The sequence below is a fragment of the Streptomyces radiopugnans genome (genome assembly GCF_900110735.1).
GTDB classification, from domain to species: domain Bacteria; phylum Actinomycetota; class Actinomycetes; order Streptomycetales; family Streptomycetaceae; genus Streptomyces; species Streptomyces radiopugnans.
Map to the genome: position 1 here is coordinate 185,231 of NZ_FOET01000001.1, position 16,832 is coordinate 202,062.

13 protein-coding genes are annotated in these 16,832 nt (G+C 73.8%); 5 read left to right on the forward strand and 8 right to left on the reverse strand.

Features of this window, described 5'->3' with window-relative positions:
- Positions 1-83 precede the first annotated feature (83 nt).
- On the reverse strand, positions 84-1,208 hold the full coding sequence (locus BMY40_RS00790; protein WP_093654281.1) for a LacI family DNA-binding transcriptional regulator: 1,125 nt from the start codon (positions 1,206-1,208) through the stop codon (positions 84-86).
- A gap of 118 nt (positions 1,209-1,326) precedes the next feature.
- Here BMY40_RS00790 and BMY40_RS00795 point away from each other — a divergent pair, with 118 nt between their 5' ends.
- From BMY40_RS00795 to BMY40_RS00805, 3 genes are read left to right on the forward strand one after another with little or no spacing between them, the layout of a single operon-like run.
- Complete coding sequence (locus BMY40_RS00795) at positions 1,327-2,496, forward strand: Gfo/Idh/MocA family protein (protein ID WP_093654283.1); 1,170 nt, start codon at positions 1,327-1,329, stop codon at positions 2,494-2,496.
- The gene (locus BMY40_RS00800; RefSeq protein WP_093654285.1) at positions 2,493-3,662 is read left to right on the forward strand and encodes a dihydrodipicolinate synthase family protein; all 1,170 of its coding nucleotides are present in this window, start codon (positions 2,493-2,495) and stop codon (positions 3,660-3,662) included. The genes BMY40_RS00795 and BMY40_RS00800 overlap by 4 nt, the downstream gene beginning before the upstream one ends.
- Positions 3,659-4,567 (forward strand): sugar phosphate isomerase/epimerase family protein, encoded by a 909-nt coding sequence (locus BMY40_RS00805; protein ID WP_093654287.1) that lies wholly within the window; start codon positions 3,659-3,661, stop codon positions 4,565-4,567. Before BMY40_RS00800 ends, BMY40_RS00805 begins: the two co-directional genes overlap by 4 nt.
- Positions 4,568-4,673: 106 nt before the next feature.
- On the opposite strand, the gene BMY40_RS00810 is transcribed toward BMY40_RS00805, so the two are convergent.
- Positions 4,674-4,910, reverse strand: coding sequence for a hypothetical protein (locus BMY40_RS00810; protein ID WP_093654289.1), 237 nt, complete (start codon positions 4,908-4,910; stop codon positions 4,674-4,676).
- A 478-nt stretch (positions 4,911-5,388) separates the two neighbouring features.
- Here BMY40_RS00810 and recD2 point away from each other — a divergent pair, with 478 nt between their 5' ends.
- Positions 5,389-7,611 carry an SF1B family DNA helicase RecD2 gene (gene recD2, locus BMY40_RS00815; RefSeq protein WP_093654290.1) on the forward strand — a complete coding sequence of 741 codons (2,223 nt, stop codon included), beginning with the start codon at positions 5,389-5,391 and terminating at the stop codon, positions 7,609-7,611.
- A gap of 132 nt (positions 7,612-7,743) precedes the next feature.
- Positions 7,744-9,048 (forward strand): citrate synthase, encoded by a 1,305-nt coding sequence (locus tag BMY40_RS00820; protein ID WP_093654291.1) that lies wholly within the window; start codon positions 7,744-7,746, stop codon positions 9,046-9,048.
- A 515-nt stretch (positions 9,049-9,563) separates the two neighbouring features.
- Here BMY40_RS00820 and BMY40_RS00825 read toward each other — a convergent pair.
- The 6 genes from BMY40_RS00825 to BMY40_RS00845 form a co-directional block, all read right to left on the reverse strand.
- Complete coding sequence (locus BMY40_RS00825; RefSeq protein ID WP_425443049.1) at positions 9,564-11,408, reverse strand: ABC transporter ATP-binding protein; 1,845 nt, start codon at positions 11,406-11,408, stop codon at positions 9,564-9,566.
- A gap of 101 nt (positions 11,409-11,509) precedes the next feature.
- Positions 11,510-11,947: a lasso peptide biosynthesis B2 protein gene (locus BMY40_RS00830; RefSeq protein WP_093654294.1), complete on the reverse strand. Its 438-nt coding sequence runs from the start codon at positions 11,945-11,947 to the stop codon at positions 11,510-11,512.
- A complete protein-coding gene (locus BMY40_RS00835) occupies positions 11,944-12,195 on the reverse strand; it encodes a lasso peptide biosynthesis PqqD family chaperone (protein ID WP_093654296.1) in 252 nt (83 codons plus the stop codon). The genes BMY40_RS00830 and BMY40_RS00835 overlap by 4 nt, the downstream gene beginning before the upstream one ends.
- Positions 12,192-14,078 (reverse strand): asparagine synthase-related protein, encoded by a 1,887-nt coding sequence (locus BMY40_RS00840; protein ID WP_093655634.1) that lies wholly within the window; start codon positions 14,076-14,078, stop codon positions 12,192-12,194. Before BMY40_RS00840 ends, BMY40_RS00835 begins: the two co-directional genes overlap by 4 nt.
- A gap of 19 nt (positions 14,079-14,097) precedes the next feature.
- Positions 14,098-14,217, reverse strand: coding sequence for a keywimysin-related RiPP (locus BMY40_RS27365; RefSeq protein WP_107436728.1), 120 nt, complete (start codon positions 14,215-14,217; stop codon positions 14,098-14,100).
- Positions 14,218-14,506: 289 nt separating this feature from the next.
- The gene (locus BMY40_RS00845) at positions 14,507-16,807 is read right to left on the reverse strand and encodes a heavy metal translocating P-type ATPase (RefSeq protein WP_093654298.1); all 2,301 of its coding nucleotides are present in this window, start codon (positions 16,805-16,807) and stop codon (positions 14,507-14,509) included.
- Positions 16,808-16,832 lie beyond the last annotated feature (25 nt).

The window sequence follows — 16,832 nt, forward strand, 5'->3', positions numbered from 1 at the left end:
GTCGCGCCCACCGGTGCTTGCCGCCGGCCGGGAGGGGGGCGGCGGCCCGGCCGGCGGAGCCGCCGACCGGCTTGCGGGGAAGGTCAGTCGGTGCGCGGGGCCGCGGTCGAGGCGCGGACCATCAGCTCGGTGCGGACGGTCGCCACGTCCCCGGGAGGCGCCGACTCCCGGCCCAGCGCCAGCCGTCCGGCGCGGGCGCCCGCCTCGTGGAGCGGGATGCGGACGGTGGTCAGGGAGGGGGACGCGTCCGCGCTGAAGGGCAGGTCGTCGAAGCCGGCCACGGAGACGTCCCCGGGGATGCTCAGGCCCGCCTCGCGCAGCGCGGCGCAGACGCCGAGGGCGACGGTGTCGTTGGCGGCCAGCACGGCCGTCAGGCCCGGTTCGCGGCGCAGCAGCTCCAGGGCGCCGTCGTAGCCGGAGGAACGGTCGTACGCGCCGTGCACGGTGAGGCGGTCGGCCTCCGTCAGCAGGTCGCGGCCGTGGTCGCGGTCGTGGTCGGCCAGTGCGGCCCGGTGGCCCTCCAGCCGGTGCCGGGTGGTGGTCCGTTCGGCCGGGCCCGCCACGTAGCCGATGCGGCGGTGGCCGAGGGCGAGGAGGTGCTCGGTCAGGCGGCGGGCGCCGCCGCGGTTGTCGAAGGCCACGGTGAGCGGCGCCCCGGTACCACCCGGCCCGGCGCCCGCGGCGCCCTTCCCGCCGCCCTGACCCCCGTCGCCGCCCGCCTCCGGCAGCGGCGGCCTGCCGCACAGCACCACCCGGGTGCCGGCGGCGGCCAGCCGGCGCAGCCGGGCGGCCAGCGCCTCGGCGTGCCCGGGGTCCTCCACCGCGCTGCCGGTGAGGACGACGGCGGCGGCGCGCTGTCGCTGGAGGAGCATGAGGTAGGTCAGTTCGCGCTCGGGGGAGCCGCCGGTGTTGCACACCACCGCCAGTTTCCCGCCGGCCTTCTCCGGTTCCATCTCCGACTGGACCGCGCTTGCCATGATCCCGAAGAACGGGTCGGCGATGTCGTTGACGAGGACGCCGACGAGATCGGAGGTGGCCGCGGCCAGGGAGCTGGCCGGTCCGTTCACGACGTACTCCAGCTCCTCCACCGCGCGCAGCACCCGGCTGCGGGTGGCCCCGGCCACCGGGTAGTTGCCGCTCAGTACGCGCGAGACGGTGGCCGCCGAGACCCCGGCCCGGGCCGCCACGTCCGCCAGCGTCACTGCCATCGATTCCTCCGGTGCGGTTCTCGTCCGCGGGTGTTGTCTGCGGGTCTTGTCGTGGGTGCTGTGGGCAGGCTAGCTTGCCCTGGGATAGAAAGCGCTTTCTAAAGCGAGAGGGAAGCTCATGACACGCAGGGTCGTACGGATCGCCATGAACGGCGTCACCGGCCGGATGGGGTACCGCCAGCATCTGGTCCGCTCCATCCTCGCCATCCGCGAACAGGGCGGACTGGAGCTGGGCGACGGCGATGTGCTGTGGCCCGAACCGGTCCTCGTCGGGCGCCGCGAGCACGCGCTGAAGGCGCTCGCCGAGCGCCACGGCCTCGACCCCGACGCCGTGAGCTGCGACCTCGACGCCGTACTGGCCGACGAGAGCGTCGAGATCTACTTCGACGCCCAGGTCACCTCCGCCCGCGAGGCCGCCATCCGCAAGGCGATCGCCGCCGGCAAGCACGTCTACACCGAGAAGCCCACCGCCACCGGCCTCGACGGCGCCCTGGAGCTGGCCCGGCTCGCCCGCGAGGCCGGCGTCAAGCACGGCGTGGTGCAGGACAAGCTCTTTCTACCGGGGCTGCTCAAGCTCAAGCGGCTGATCGACGGCGGCTTCTTCGGCCGCATCCTGTCGGTGCGCGGCGAGTTCGGCTACTGGGTCTTCGAGGGCGACTGGCAGCCCGCCCAGCGCCCCTCGTGGAACTACCGGGCCGAGGACGGCGGCGGCATCGTCGTCGACATGTTCCCCCACTGGGAGTACGTCCTCCACGAGCTGTTCGGCCCGGTGCGCACCGTCCAGGCCGTCACCGCCACCCACATCCCGCAGCGCTGGGACGAGCACGGCAAGCCGTACCAGGCCACCGCCGACGACGCCGCCTACGGCATCTTCCAGCTCGACGGCGGGATCGTCGCCCAGATCAACTCCTCCTGGACCGTGCGGGTCAACCGCGACGAGCTGGTGGAGTTCCAGGTCGACGGCACCGAGGGGTCGGCCGTCGCCGGGCTGCGCACCTGCCGCGTCCAGCACCGCTCCGCCACTCCCAAGCCGGTGTGGAACCCGGACCTGCCGGTGACCGAGTCCTTCCGCGACCAGTGGCAGGAGGTGCCGGACAACCACCCCGAGGGCGGGGAGTTCGACAACGGCTTCAAGGCGCAGTGGGAGCTGTTCCTGCGCCACGTGGCGCTGGACGAGCCCTACACCTGGGACCTGCTGGCCGGCGCCCGCGGCGTCCAGCTCGCCGAACTCGGCCTGGCCTCGGCCGCCGAGGGCCGCCGCCTCGACGTACCGGAGCTGAGCCTGTGATCCGCCTGCCCGACGCCTGCGGCGTCCTGCGCGAGTACGCCCCCCGCACCGAGCCCGCGGTGCCCGCCGCCGGGAGCCCGCCGCTGGTCTCCCGCACGGTGTTCTCCGCCGCCCACGTCGTCGCCGACCCCTTCGCGGACACCACGCCCGACGGCCCGGCCGCCGTGGACTGGGACGCCACGCTCGCCTTCCGCCGCCATCTGTGGTCCCACGGGCTCGGTGTGGCCGAGGCCATGGACACCGCCCAGCGCGGCATGGGCCTGGACTGGGCCGCCGCCGCCGAACTGATCCGCCGCTCCGCCGCCGAGGCCGCCGCCTGCGGGGGCCGTATCGCCTGCGGCGTGGGCACCGACCAGCTCACCGGCCCCGCCTCCCGTCTGGACGAGGTCCGCGCCGCCTACGAGGAGCAGCTCGCCGTGGTGGAGGAGGCCGGCGCCCAGGCGATCGTGATGGCCTCCCGCGCCACGGCCGCCCTCGCCCGGAGCCCCGAGGACTACCTGGAGCTCTACGGGCACCTGCTGCGCCAGGCGTCCGAGCCGGTGATCCTGCACTGGCTCGGCCCGATGTTCGACCCGGCGCTCACCGGCTACTGGGGCAGCGAGGACCTGGACGCCGCCACCGAGACCTTCCTCGCCGTCATCGCCGAGCACCCCGACAAGGTCGACGGTGTCAAGATCTCCCTGCTGGACGCGGGCCGCGAGGTCGCGCTGCGCCGCAGACTGCCGGGCGGGGTGCGCTGCTACACCGGCGACGACTTCAACTACCCCGAGCTGATCGCGGGCGAGGACCCCGCGGCCGGCGGGCGTTTCAGCCACGCGCTGCTGGGGATCTTCGACCCGCTGGCGCCGCTGGCGGCCGAGGCCGTGCGGGTGCTGGACACCGGGGACCCGGCCGGGTTCCGCAAGCTGCTGGACCCCACCGTCGAGCTGTCCCGCCACCTGTTCCAGGCCCCGACCCGCTACTACAAGACCGGCGTGGTGTTCCTCGCCTGGCTGGCCGGGCACCAGGAGCACTTCGCCATGGTCGGCGGGATGCAGTCCGCCCGCTCGCTGCCGCACCTGGCGCGGGCGTACGAACTGGCCGACTCCCTCGGGCTGTTCCCCGATCCGGCACTGGCCGAGGCGAGGATGCGGCAGCTGCTGGCGGTCCACGGGGTGGCGGCATGACCGTGTCCTCGGAGTCCTCGGAGTCCTCGGAGTCCTCGGAGTCCTCGGAGTTTTCCGACTCCCCCGGATCCCCCGGCGGCGGCACCGCCCGCTTCTCCATCAACCAGGAGACCGTCAGGCAGCTATCCCTGCCCGAACTGGCCGAGGCCTGCGCCTCGCTGGGCGTCGGCGGCGTCGGCCTGTGGCGCGCACCGGTGCAGAAGTACGGGGTGGAGGCCACCGCCCGTCTGGTGCGGGACGCGGGCCTGACCGTCACCAGCCTGTGCCGCAGCGGCTTCCTCACCGCCGCCGACCCCGCCGCGCGCCGTGCGGCGCTGGACGACAACCGGGCGGCGGTCGACGAGGCGGCCGGGGTGGGCACCGACACCCTGGTCCTGGTCTCCGGCGGACTGCCCGACGGCGACCGCGACCTGTACGGCGCTCGCGAGCGGATCGCCGACGCGCTGGCCGAACTGGCCCCCTACGCGGCCGAGCGCGGGGTCCGGCTGGCCATCGAGCCGCTGCACCCGATGTTCGCCTCGGACCGCTGCGTGGTCTCCACCCTCGGACAGGCCCTGGACCTGGCCGAACGCTTCCCGGCCGAGCAGGTCGGCGTGGTCGTGGACACGTACCACATCTGGTGGGACGACCGGGCTCCCGCGCAGATCGACCGCGCGGGGGAGGGCGGCCGCATCGCCGCCTTCCAGCTCGCCGACTGGTGCACCCCGCTGCCGGCGGGCGTGCTGCTGGGCCGCGGGCAGCTCGGGGACGGCTCGATCGACTTCCGCTTCTGGCACGACCGGGTCGCGGCGGCCGGCTACACCGGCTGGACCGAGGTGGAGATCTTCAACGAGGCCCTGTGGGACCGCGACGGCCGTGAGGCGCTCGCGGAGACGGCGGAGCGCTTCCGCGCCCACGTCCTGTAGGGGCGGAGCCCGCGGGGGCCACCGAACGGACGCGGTCCGCCACCGTCGCGCCGCGGACCGCGCCGGGCCGCCGTCGCCTCCCGTACGACGGGAGGCGACGGCGGCGTCACCGCGCGCCGCCGCGGTCCTGCTCGGCGCCCTCCGCGCCCCTGCCGCCCTCGGCCTGCGAGGGGGTGGCGGCCGGGCCCCCGTCCCCCTTGCCGGCGGCCTTCCCGGAGGCGTCCTCGCTCGCGGCGGACTTCGCCGAGGCGGCCTCGTGCCGCTCGCTCAGCCCGCGTGACTGGTCGATGCCCTCCTCGTCGTCCCGCTCGCCCTCGGCCTGGGATGGCGTCCACCCGCTCATGCGCCGTCTCCTCACTGTCGTCACCGTCGTTCTCCGCCGCTCCCGTCCGCCGGAGGACCTGCCCTGCGGACCGGCCGGGCGGAGTCACCGGAAGCCCCTGCCGGGTACCCAGACCTGTGCCGATTCCACTTCCGGCCCCCGCCGCGGGGATCCGGCGGGGATCCCGCGGGGATCCGGCGGAAATCCGGCGTAAAAAATCATGCTCCGCCGTGCAACCCTTCCGGTCCGTCACGGGTCATAACCGGTGTCGGTCGAACCGGGGAGGGATCTCGGGGGAGGGTGAGACCGGCGGGGGGACACGAGGGGCCGGGCCGCGCAGGCCGGGCCCCTCGTAACATTCCGGGGTGCTCCGCTTCCGGCGTGGCCCAGCTCCGTGCCCGTTCCGAGCCCGCACCGGGCCACCCCGCGCCTGTCCCGTCGCCACGGATCCCCACGGCCGGGATTCCGGTTGTCGGTCCCCGGCGTTACGGTCTGTGACATGTCGTTCCAACCCGCCGTGCTCGAGGCCGTCCTCGAGCGCATCACCTACGCCAACGAGGAAAACGGCTACACGGTCGCCCGCGTCGACACCGGGCGCGGCGGCGAGCTGCTCACCGTCGTCGGCTCGCTGCTCGGTGCGCAGGTGGGGGAGTCGCTGCGGATGGAGGGCCGCTGGGGCTCGCACCCGCAGTACGGCCGCCAGTTCACCGTGGAGAACTACACGACGGTCCTGCCGGCAACCGTCCAGGGCATCCGGCGCTATCTGGGCTCAGGACTGATCAAGGGCATCGGCCCGAAGATCGCCGAACGGATCGTGGACCACTTCGGGCTGGAGACCCTGGAGGTCATCGAGAACGAGCCGGAACGGCTGATCGAGGTGCCCGGCCTCGGCCCGAAGCGGACGAAGCTGATCGGCGCGGCGTGGGAGGAGCAGAAGGCGATCAAGGAGGTGATGGTCTTCCTCCAGGGGGTGGGGGTGTCCACCTCGATCGCGGTGCGCATCTACAAGAAGTACGGCGACGCCTCGATCTCGGTGGTGCGCAACCAGCCCTACCGGCTGGCCGCCGACGTGTGGGGCATCGGCTTCCTGACCGCCGACCGCATCGCACAGGCCGTCGGCATCCCCCACGACAGCCCCGACCGGGTGAAGGCCGGACTGCAGTACGCGCTGTCGCAGTCGGCCGACCAGGGGCACTGCTACCTGCCGGAGGAGCGGCTGATCGCCGACACCGTCAAGCTCCTCCAGGTGGACACCGGCCTGGTCATCGACTGCCTGGGCGAGCTGGCGGGCGAGGAGGAGGGGGTGGTGCGCGAGCAGGTCCCCGACCCGGAGCACCCGGGCCAGCGGGTCTCGGCGGTCTATCTGGTGCCCTTCCACCGCGCCGAGCTGTCCCTGTCGGCCCAGCTGCTGCGCCTGCTGCGCACCGAGGAGGACCGCATCCCGGCCTTCCGGGACGTCGACTGGGAGGCGGCCCTGTCCTGGCTGGCGGGGCGCACCGGGGCCGAGCTGGCCCCCGAGCAGCGGGACGCGGTGAAGCTGGCGCTGACGCAGAAGGTGGCGGTGCTCACCGGCGGGCCCGGCTGCGGCAAGTCCTTCACCGTGCGGTCGGTGGTGGAGCTGGCGCGGGCCAAGCGGGCGAAGGTGGTGCTGGCCGCGCCCACCGGCCGGGCGGCCAAGCGGCTGTCGGAGCTGACCGGAGCGGAGGCCTCAACCGTCCACCGGCTGCTGGAGCTCAGGCCCGGCGGAGACGCCGCCTACGACCGGGAGCGGCCGCTGGACGCCGATCTGGTGGTGGTCGACGAGGCGTCCATGCTGGACTTGCTGCTGGCCAACAAGCTGATCAAGGCCGTGGCGCCGGGCGCCCACCTGCTGCTGGTGGGGGACGTGGACCAGTTGCCGTCGGTGGGGGCGGGCGAGGTGCTGCGCGACCTGCTGGCCGAGGGCAGCCCGGTCCCGGCGGTGCGGCTGACGCGGATCTTCCGGCAGGCCCAGCAGTCCGGTGTGGTCACCAATGCCCACCGCATCAACTCCGGGGTCCCGCCGATCACCCAGGGCCTGCCGGACTTCTTCCTCTTCGTGGAGGACGACACCGAGGAGGCCGGCCGGCTCACCGTCGACGTGGCGGCCCGGCGCATCCCGGCGAAGTTCGGCCTCGACCCGCGCCGCGACGTGCAGGTGCTGGCGCCGATGCACCGGGGCCCGGCCGGCGCGGGCACGCTCAACGGCCTGCTCCAGCAGGCCATCACCCCCGGGCGGCCCGACCTGCCGGAAAAGCGGTTCGGCGGACGGGTTTTCAGGGTGGGCGACAAGGTCACTCAGATTCGCAACAACTACGAGAAGGGGGCCAACGGGGTCTTCAACGGCACGGTGGGCGTGGTGACCTCCCTGAGCACGGAGGAGCAGCGCCTGACGGTGCGCACCGACGAGGACGAGGAGGTGGGCTACGACTTCGACGAGCTGGACGAACTCGCGCACGCCTACGCGGTGACCATCCACCGTTCCCAGGGCAGCGAGTACCCGGCGGTGGTCGTCCCGGTCACCACCGGTGCCTGGATGATGCTCCAGCGCAATCTGCTCTACACGGCCGTGACGAGGGCCAAACGCCTCGTGGTGCTGGTGGGTTCGCGCAGGGCTCTGGGCCAGGCGGTTCGGACGGTCTCCGCGGGTCGGCGCTGCACCGCCCTGGACCACCGATTGCGCGGTACGCCACACCCCGCGTAACTTTCCGGAGGCACTCCGTGCCACCTGCGGGCCTGCTGACCGACCCCGAGTGCACCGCACTGCACCGAATGGGAGACAGTGGGACGAGGACAGGGCACTCGAAGATGAGGCACTACGTCGGTGAGGGATGACGTGAGCGAACACCGTGAAAGTGATGGCGCAGTAGTACTGCGGTACGGGGACGGCGAGTACAGCTTCCCGCTGGTCGGCAGCACTGTCGGTGACAGTGGTTTCGACATCTCCAAGCTGCGCGCCCAGACCGGTCTGGTGACCCTGGACTCCGGTTACGGCAACACCGCCGCGTACAAGTCGGCGATCACCTTTCTCGACGGCGAGAAGGGCATCCTCCGCTACCGCGGGTATCCGATCGAGCAGCTCGCCGAGCACGGCACGTTCCTCGAGACGGCGTACCTGCTGATCAACGGAGAGCTGCCCACCGTCGACCAGCTGGCCGATTTCCGCAACGAGATCACCCAGCACACCCTGCTCCACGAGGACGTCAAACGGTTCTACGACGGCTTCCCCCGGGACGCCCACCCGATGGCGATGCTCTCCTCGGTGGTGAGCGCGCTGTCCACTTTCTACCAGGACAGCCACAACCCCTTCGACGAGCAGCAGCGGCACCTGTCCACCATCCGGCTGCTCGCCAAGCTGCCCACCATCGCGGCGTACGCGTACAAGAAGTCGGTCGGCCACCCGGTGGTCTACCCGCGCAACGACCTGGGCTACGTCGAGAACTTCCTGCGCATGACCTTCTCGGTCCCGGCCGAGGAGTACGACCTCAACCCGGTCGTGACCAGCGCCCTGGACAAGCTGCTCATCCTGCACGCGGACCACGAGCAGAACTGCTCGACCTCCACCGTGCGCCTGGTCGGCTCCTCCCAGGCGAACATGTTCGCCTCCATCTCCGCCGGGATCAGCGCCCTGTGGGGCCCCCTGCACGGCGGCGCCAACCAGTCGGTGCTGGAGATGCTGGAGCGCATCAAGGCCGAGGGCGGCGACGTCGACTCCTTCATCCGCCGGGTGAAGAACAAGGAGGACGGCGTCCGGCTGATGGGCTTCGGCCACCGCGTCTACAAGAGCTTCGACCCCCGGGCGAAGATCATCAAGGCGGCGGCGCACGACGTCCTCTCGGCGCTCGGCAAGTCCGACGAACTGCTGGACATCGCGCTGAAGCTGGAGGAGCACGCGCTGGCCGACGACTACTTCGTCGAGCGCAACCTCTACCCGAACGTCGACTTCTACACCGGCCTGATCTACCGGGCCATGGGCTTCCCGACCACCATGTTCACCGTGCTGTTCGCGCTCGGCCGCCTTCCCGGCTGGATCGCCCAGTGGCACGAGATGATCAAGGAGCCGGGCTCCCGCATCGGCCGTCCGCGCCAGATCTACACCGGTGTCGTCGAGCGCGACTACGTCCCGGTGGAGCAGCGCTGAGCGGTCGTCCGGGTCTCCAGAGCCGCCCGGCGGCGCCTCCGGGGCCACCGGGCGGCTCGGGGCTGCCGCACAGCGGCCCCCGCGGGCCCCGCTCCCGCACCTTCGGAAGGTGCGGGAGCGGGGCCCGTCGTGTGTTCCCGGTGCGGTGGAGCGGTGGAGGAGGCGTGAAGGAGTGTGACGTAGGTCACACTAATTGAGGGGTAACCATTCCGGGGGCTCGTGTGTCTTAAGGGGTGGCGTCGGTACTCCGGCGGAGCCGCCGCCGCCCGCCGTGTTCGTCTGTGGGGGACGAGGACGGTGGTCCGCGCAGGCGGTGTGCCTCGGGGGAGCTTGAGCGGCCCTCCCGCCCGTACACCGCCAGGCAGACACCCGGCCAGGATCCCGTGGGGGGAGTCCATGACCGGGAAAAGGAAGCGCCCCGTCAACGGGCCCGTGGGGGGACTCGTTGCTCGGGGCGCTTCTGCGTGCCGCTCCTGCCGCGCGGCTCGCGGCCTCCGCGGCCCGCACGGTCCTGTCTATGAGGGGCCGGAGGGCTCCTCCACGGCCTCCGCCGCGGCCCGGGCGGGGGAGCGGCCCGCCACGAGCTGTGTGGCGGCGAGCCCGGCGTACAGCGCGTCCGAGCGCAGCAGATCGGCGTGGAGGCCCACCGCGCGCACCCGGCCGTCCTCCATCACCACGATGCGGTCGGCCCGCACCACCGTGGAGAGCCGGTGCGCGATGGCCAGGACGGTGGTCTCGGCGGCCAGTTCCACGACGACCTCGCGCAGTGCCTCCTCGTTGACCGCGTCGAGCTGCGACGTCACCTCGTCGAGCAGCAGCAGCCTGGGCCTGCGCAGCAGCGCCCGGGCGATGGCGATCCGCTGGCGCTCGCCGCCCGACAGCGTCACCCCGCGGTGGCCGACCTGCGCGTCCAGGCCGCCGGGCAGCCGCTCGACGAGGCCGTCGAGCCGGGTGCGCGACACCGCGCGCCGCACCTCCTCCTCGGCGGCGTCCGGGGCGGCCAGCAGCAGGTTCTCCCGCAGGGTCCCGGCCAGTACGGGCGCGTCCTGCTCGACGTAGGCGATCGCCGACCGCAGTTCGGCCAGCGGCCAGTGGCGGATGTCGCGCCCGCCGACTGCGACGGTGCCCGCGTCGTGCTCGTAGAAGCGCTCCAGCAGCGCGAACACCGTGGACTTCCCGGCGCCGGAGGGGCCCACGATCGCCGTCAGACCGCCGGCGGGCACCTCGAAGGTCACACCCCGGTGCGCCGGGGAGCGGCCTTCGAGGTGCCCGCCGTATCCGAAGACCACGTCCTCGAAGGCGACGCCGAGCGGTGACGAACCCCTGGGGGAGGGCGCACCGCCGGGGGACTCCCGCGGCAGCTCCTCCACCTCCCGGATGCGCCGCACCGCGGCCAGCCCGCCGCTCAGGCCCGTCCAGCCGTCGGTGAGCTGGCCGAGCGGACCCATCAGGGCGAAGAGGTAGAGCAGGAAGGCGACCAGCGACGAGACCTCCATCGCCCCGGAGACGGTCCTGGCGCCGCCGACCCCCAGTACGGCGAGGAAGGCGAACTGCATCGCCACGGAGGTCGTGACGTCGGAGACCGAGTTCCACCAGGCCACCGCCACACCGCGCTCGTGGGCCCGCCGCGCCGCCTCGGCGACGGCGGCGCTCTCGCGCTCCTCGGCCCCGCTCGCCTTGACGGTGCGGAACGCCTGCAGCGCGCGGTCCAGCGCCGACCCCATCGCGCCGACCGCCTCCTGCGCCTGGTGCTGCGCCCGCTGGATCCTCGGCATGAGCAGGGCGAGCAGGCCCAGGGCGAGGAGCACGGCGAGGAGGGTGACCCCCAGGAGGACGAGGTCCACGACCGCCATCAGCACGACGGTGCCCAGCAGGACCAGCACTCCGGTGACCGCGTCGGCGATGTTGCGGGAGAGCACGGTGCGCAGCAGCGAGGTGTCACCGGTGGCGCGCGAGAGCAGGTCGCCGGGGGTGAGCCGGTCGACGGCCTCGACCCGCAGCCGCAGCATCCGGCCGACGAGCCGCCTGCGGGCCCGCAGGACGGCGGCCTCGCCGGTGCGCGCCATCATGTACCGGCCGGCCGCCGCGAGGAACGCCCCGAGGAGGACGGCGAGGGTGAGGGCCACCAGCGGGCGGACGGGCGAGCGCCCGTCCGCGAAGGCGTCCACGGCGTGCTTGGCCATCATCGGCATGGCGAGGTCCGCGCCGGAGCCGAGCAGCGACAGCAGCCCCCCGGCGACCAGCACCCGCCGGTGCGGCCGGACCTGCTCCAGGAGCAGCCGCAGCGGGGAGGGGCCGCCGGCCGGTCCCGGCTCCTCCACCCCTTCCGGCCCCGCCGGGACCGCCGCCGCGGGCTCCACGGCCCGGTCCACGGCCCGGCCCGGTGGCCGGACCGCCGCCCGGTCCCCCACAGGGCCCGCCGCCGGGGCCGCCGTGTGATCCGTCGGGGTCTTCGCCTGAGTCACCCGCCCGAGTCACCGCCGTCCCCTGCGCGCACCGTCACCGTCATCAGGGGCCGCAAGCCGTCCGGCTCCTGCTCCCCGACCGCCCTGCCCCCGGCCCGCACCCAGGCGTGCGCGGAGAAGGGCGGCGCGCTGCGCACCCCCGCGCACCAGTCGGGCCACACCCCCGACATCCGGCAGGCCAGGGCGATGGCGACGGAGCGCGGCAGGCAGCCGTACCAGCCGGCGCACCTGCGGCTGGTGGCGACCACCGCCTCGTACACGCGCAGGGTCTCCTCGTAGCCGGCGGGACGGGCGCCGCGGCTGACACGGGTCAGCACCCGGCGCAGCCGTCCCGGACGCAGCCGGCTCAGCACGAGGGCCGCGGCGACGGCCGTGCGCACCCGGACGCCGCCGGGGCCGGAGCCGCGGCGGGGCATGGTCATCTCGGTGGTCACGGCGCGAGGAGCTCCGCCTCGACCAGCCGGCGGGTCAGCTCCGCGACGTCCGCCTCGGCCTCGGCGCGGCCGACGTCGTACTCCTCCAGCAGCCGCTCGACGGCGGCCTCCCCGTCCCGCCCCTGGGCGAGCGCGTGCACCACGACGGCGCCGCACTCGTTCAACTGCCAGTAGGTGCCGCTGCGTTCGTCGAGCAGTACGGCGCCGTACTCGGTGGTGGTGATGGCCACACCCTGTCTGAGCTTCACGAGACTGCCTCGCTCCTCTCGGGATCGCGGTGGTCCTCCCCGGCCGGCCAGGCGTTCTCGGCCGTCCGCAGCCAGGTCTCGCAGGAGACCGTGGAGTCGACCGGGTACCGCTGGAGGACGGGGGAGTACGGGTCGTCGGCCAGCCGTTTGAGCCGGGCGGCGTCGACGAGCCCGCGCCGGGCCAGCAGGGAGCCCTCCCACAGCGCGCGCAGGTCGGCGGAGTGCTCGCGCAGCCCGCGCACGTCGTCGGCCGACATGTGGTCCTTGGTGGTCCGGGCCAGCAGGCGGGCGGGCACCACCTCGCGCATGGCCTCCACCAGCAGCGGCTTGTACCGCCAGGGGACGACCCGGTCCTCGACGCGGACGGCGAGGGCGGCCTCGACCACCCGGTCGTCGTAGAACGGCGCGGCCACCGGGAGGCCCGCGGTGACGCCCACGTCCTCCAGCGCCTGGAAGCCGCGGGCGCCGACCCGGACGGTGTCGAGGTCCGTGTGCCGTCCGGGGCGGGGGCCCAGCGGCTCGGCGTGCCCGGCCGCCGAGCGGAGCTCGTCGAGGATCAGCGCCGCGGCGTCGCCGGTGAGCCAGGGCGGCAGCGACTGCCGGGGCCCCCAGGACAGCAGCGGGCCGCGGTCGGCGGGCGGCTCGCGCGTGACGGCGCCGGCCAGCCAGGCGGCGTACGAGGGGCGGGCCAGCAGGGCGCGCAGGGTGGGCCACAGGGGCCAGCCGTACTGGTGCCGCAGCGCGCCGATCCGGTTCCACGCCTTCAGCGGGCTGCGCGGGAGCAGGTCCCGGCAGGCCGAGGGCAGGCCGTTGAAGAGCTCGTCGCCGCCGTAGCCGGTCAGGTGGTACCGGGAACCGGTCGCGGCGGCGCGGCCGAGCAGCAGGTACGCCCTCGCCCGCGCGGGGGCGACGGGGAAGGGCTCGTCGAGCAGCTCCCGGGCGTTCCCCCGCAGGTCCGCGTAGAACAGCGGGGCGTCGCCGGCCGGGACGACGCGGTGCTCGACGGACCGGCCGGCGACGCGGCGGGCGTCCTCCGCCCCCCGGCGGGCCCACATCTCGTCCTCCGAGGAGCCGTCCCGCGCGGCGACGGTCAGCAGTGCCGTCTCCCGGTCCCCCGCCGCCCGCAGGGCGAGGAAGGCGACGGAGGCGGAGTCCAGTCCGCCGGAGAGTTCGCAGCTGATCCGGGTGTGCCCGGCCAGCTGGGCGCGGACGGAGTCCGCGAGCGCGGTGGCCAGGAGGGGGGCGCCGCGCCGCGCGCCGAGCTCCGGCTCGGGCGGCCGCCACCAGCGCCACACGGTGTGGCGGGGGCCGCCGGGGCCGTCGCGCAGGCTGAGCGCGTACGCCGGGTCGACCTCCTCCAGACCCCGCCACAGGGGGCGGTGCCGCAGCGGGTGCGGGACGAAGTCCAGCAGGCGCAGGGCGAGCGCGGCGTCGTCGATCCCCGCCCCGGTGAGGTGGGCCAGGAGCGCCGGCCGGTCGGAGGCGACGCGTCCGCCGGCGTACCCGGCGTGGTAGACGCGCCGGTGTCCGGAGGCCGTGCCCCGTACGCAGACGTCGTCCCCCACCCGGGAGACGACGTGGTGGAGGCCGGGCAACCGGGTCAGCCGGCGGTGGAGGTCGGCGGTGTCGCGGGCCGGGCCGAGGACGCCGTGGAGGACGTCGTCGGGGACGCGGTACGGGCCGATCAGCACGAGGGCGTCGTCGCCGCGCGTGACCCGGCTGACCTGCCGGAAGGGGAGGCGGAAGACGATCCAGGGACGCCCCGAAGGGTGGGGCACGGTCCCCGCGCCCGCCGTCTCCGCCGGGCGAAGACGCCCGGCCGCGGCCTGCCCTTCGGGCGTGTCCGGGAGGACCGCGAAGAAGTCACGCAGGTGACCGGGCATCTTCTTCACCACGGGACGGTCAGACGAACCGGCGGCTGAAGTACTCCTTGTACTTGCCGACGAAGTAGCCCGCGGTCCTCTTGCGGAAGCTCCCCTGGTCGAAGAGGGCGGGCTTCACATAGGTCTTCTTCTGCTTCATGTCGTGCGCACTCTCCTTCTGGTGGCGGAACATCCGTGTACTGGTGCGAACGTTCACGCACGGTGCACGGTCTGTTGCTGGAGCGACGGACGGGATCACATTCACAGCGGTACCAGCGGGGCCGCAACGCACTTTTGCGCCATCCTCGGCCGGTCGGCGGTGCCCCGGTTTGCCAAAGGAACTACTTAACGCTCATATGACCGACGCCCCGTCCATGCCGTCGGCCGGACCCGGCTGCGGGTCCGGCCGACGGCATGGACGGGGCGGGGGCGGGGGCGACCGGGACCGGTCAGCGGAAGGCGCGCAGCCGGAGGCTGTTGGTGACGACGAAGACCGAGGAGAAGGCCATCGCGGCTCCCGCGATCATCGGGTTGAGCAGCCCGGCCGCGGCCAGCGGCAGGGCGGCGACGTTGTAGCCGAAGGCCCAGAACAGATTGCCCTTGATGGTGGACAGGGTCCTGCGGGCCAGGCGGATGGCGTCCGCGGCGGCGCGCAGGTCGCCGCGGACGAGGGTGAGGTCGCCGGCCTCGATGGCGGCGTCGGTGCCGGTGCCCATGGCCAGGCCGAGGTCGGCCTGGGCGAGGGCGGCCGCGTCGTTGACGCCGTCGCCGACCATGGCCACGGAGCGGCCCTCGTCCTGGAGGCGCTTGACGACGTCGACCTTGTCCTGGGGCATGACCTCGGCGATCACCCGCCCTCCGGAGGCGTCGATCCCCACCTCGTGGGCGACGGCCTCGGCGACGGCCCGGTTGTCGCCGGTGAGCAGGATCGGGGTGAGCCCGAGGGCGCGCAGCCGGGTGATGGCCTCGGCGCTGGTGGGCTTGACGGCGTCGGCGACCTCCAGGACGGCGCGGGCGGCTCCGTCCCAGGCGACGGCGATGGCGGTGCGGCCGCCGGCCTCGGCGTCGTTCCGGGCGCGGGCGAGGTCGGCGGGCAGTTCGATGGCCCACTGCTCCAGGAGCCGGGTGCGCCCGACGAGGACGGCGTGGCCGTCGACGATGCCCTGGACGCCGAGCCCGGGGACGTTGGCGAAGTCCTCCGGAGCGGGCAGTGCGCCGACCCGCTCGGCGGCCCCGATGGCGACGGCCTGGGCGATGGGGTGCTCGGAGGCGTGCTCCAGGGCGCCGGCCAGGCGCAGCACCTCGTCCTCGTCCTCGCCCTCGGCGGCGATGACGTCGCGCAGTTCCATCCTCCCGGTGGTGACGGTGCCGGTCTTGTCCAGGACGATGGTGTCCACGCGCCGGGTGGTCTCCAGGACCTCGGGGCCCTTGATGAGGATGCCGAGCTGGGCGCCGCGTCCGGTGCCGACCATCAGGGCGGTGGGGGTGGCCAGGCCCAGGGCGCAGGGGCAGGCGATGATCAGGACGGCGACGGCCGCGGTGAAGGCCGCGGCCGAGCCTCCGCCGGTGCCGAGCCAGAAGCCCAGGGTGCCCAGTGAGATCAGCAGCACCACCGGCACGAAGACGGCCGAGACCCGGTCGGCCAGCCGCTGCACCTCGGCCTTGCCGCTCTGGGCCTCCTCGACCAGCTTGGCCATCCGGGCGAGCTGGGTGTCGGAGCCGACGCGGGTGGCCTGGACGACCAGCCGGCCGGAGGTGTTGACGGTGGCGCCGGTGACCGCGTCGCCTGCCGAGACGTCCACCGGCACGGACTCGCCGGTCAGCATCGAGGCGTCCACGGCCGAGGAGCCCTCGACCACGGTGCCGTCGGTGGCGATCTTCTCGCCGGGGCGGACCAGGAAGCGGTCCCCGACGGCCAGTTCGGCGACGGGGATGCGCTCCTCCCGCCCGTCGCGCAGGACGGTGACCTCCTTGGCGCCCAGCTCCAGCAGGGCGCGCAGCGCCGCACCCGCGCTCCGCTTGGAGCGCGCCTCCAGATAGCGGCCGAGCAGGATGAACGTCGTCACCCCGGCCGCGACCTCCAGGTACAGGGCGGAGGCGGCGTCGGCGCGGGAGACGGTCAGCTCGAAACCGTGCCGCATCCCGGGCATGCCGGCGTCGCCGAGGAACAGCGCCCACAGCGACCAGCCGAGGGCCGCGGTGGTGCCCACCGAGACCAGGGTGTCCATGGTGGCCGCGCCGTGCCGGGCGTTCGTCCACGCCGCGCGGTGGAAGGGCAGCGCGCCCCACACCACGACCGGTGCGGCCAGGGTCAGCGACAGCCACTGCCAGTTGTCGAACTGGAGGGCCGGGACCATCGACAGCAGCACGACCGGCACCGACAGCGCCAGCGAGACCAGGAAGCGCTGCCGCAGCGAGGCGAGTTCGCGGTCGCCCTCGCTCTCCCCGGCACCTGCACCGGCTCCCGCCCCGGTCTCGCCGCCCTCCGGCCGCTCGGGAGCGGGCGGAGGAGGCGGCTGGGCGGTGTAGCCGGTCTTCTCGACGGTGGCGATCAGATCGTCGACGCTCACGCCGGGGGCGTAGCTGACGCGCGCCTTCTCGGTGGCGAAGTTGACCGTGGCGCTCACGCCGTCCATCCGGTTGAGCTTCTTCTCGACACGGGCGGCGCATGAGGCGCAGGTCATGCCGCCGATGGCGAGTTCGACCTCTTCGGCGGGGGCCTGCGTACCGGACGTCGTGGTGGTGGTCATGCTTTCTCCCGGACGGGGGCCGGAC

Excerpts from the sequence above, each read along its gene's own strand:
- BMY40_RS00790 (WP_093654281.1), bottom strand. The coding sequence starts at position 1,208 with ATGGCAGTGACGCTGGCGGACGTGGCGGCCCGGGCCGGGGTCTCGGCG.
- BMY40_RS00795 (WP_093654283.1), top strand. The coding sequence starts at position 1,327 with ATGACACGCAGGGTCGTACGGATCGCCATGAACGGCGTCACCGGCCGG.
- BMY40_RS00805 (WP_093654287.1), top strand. The coding sequence starts at position 3,659 with ATGACCGTGTCCTCGGAGTCCTCGGAGTCCTCGGAGTCCTCGGAGTCC.
- BMY40_RS00810 (WP_093654289.1), bottom strand. The coding sequence starts at position 4,910 with ATGAGCGGGTGGACGCCATCCCAGGCCGAGGGCGAGCGGGACGACGAG.
- recD2 (WP_093654290.1), top strand. The coding sequence starts at position 5,389 with ATGTCGTTCCAACCCGCCGTGCTCGAGGCCGTCCTCGAGCGCATCACC.
- BMY40_RS00840 (WP_093655634.1), bottom strand. The coding sequence starts at position 14,078 with ATGCCCGGTCACCTGCGTGACTTCTTCGCGGTCCTCCCGGACACGCCC.
- BMY40_RS27365 (WP_107436728.1), bottom strand. The coding sequence starts at position 14,217 with ATGAAGCAGAAGAAGACCTATGTGAAGCCCGCCCTCTTCGACCAGGGG.
- BMY40_RS00845 (WP_093654298.1), bottom strand. The coding sequence starts at position 16,807 with ATGACCACCACCACGACGTCCGGTACGCAGGCCCCCGCCGAAGAGGTC.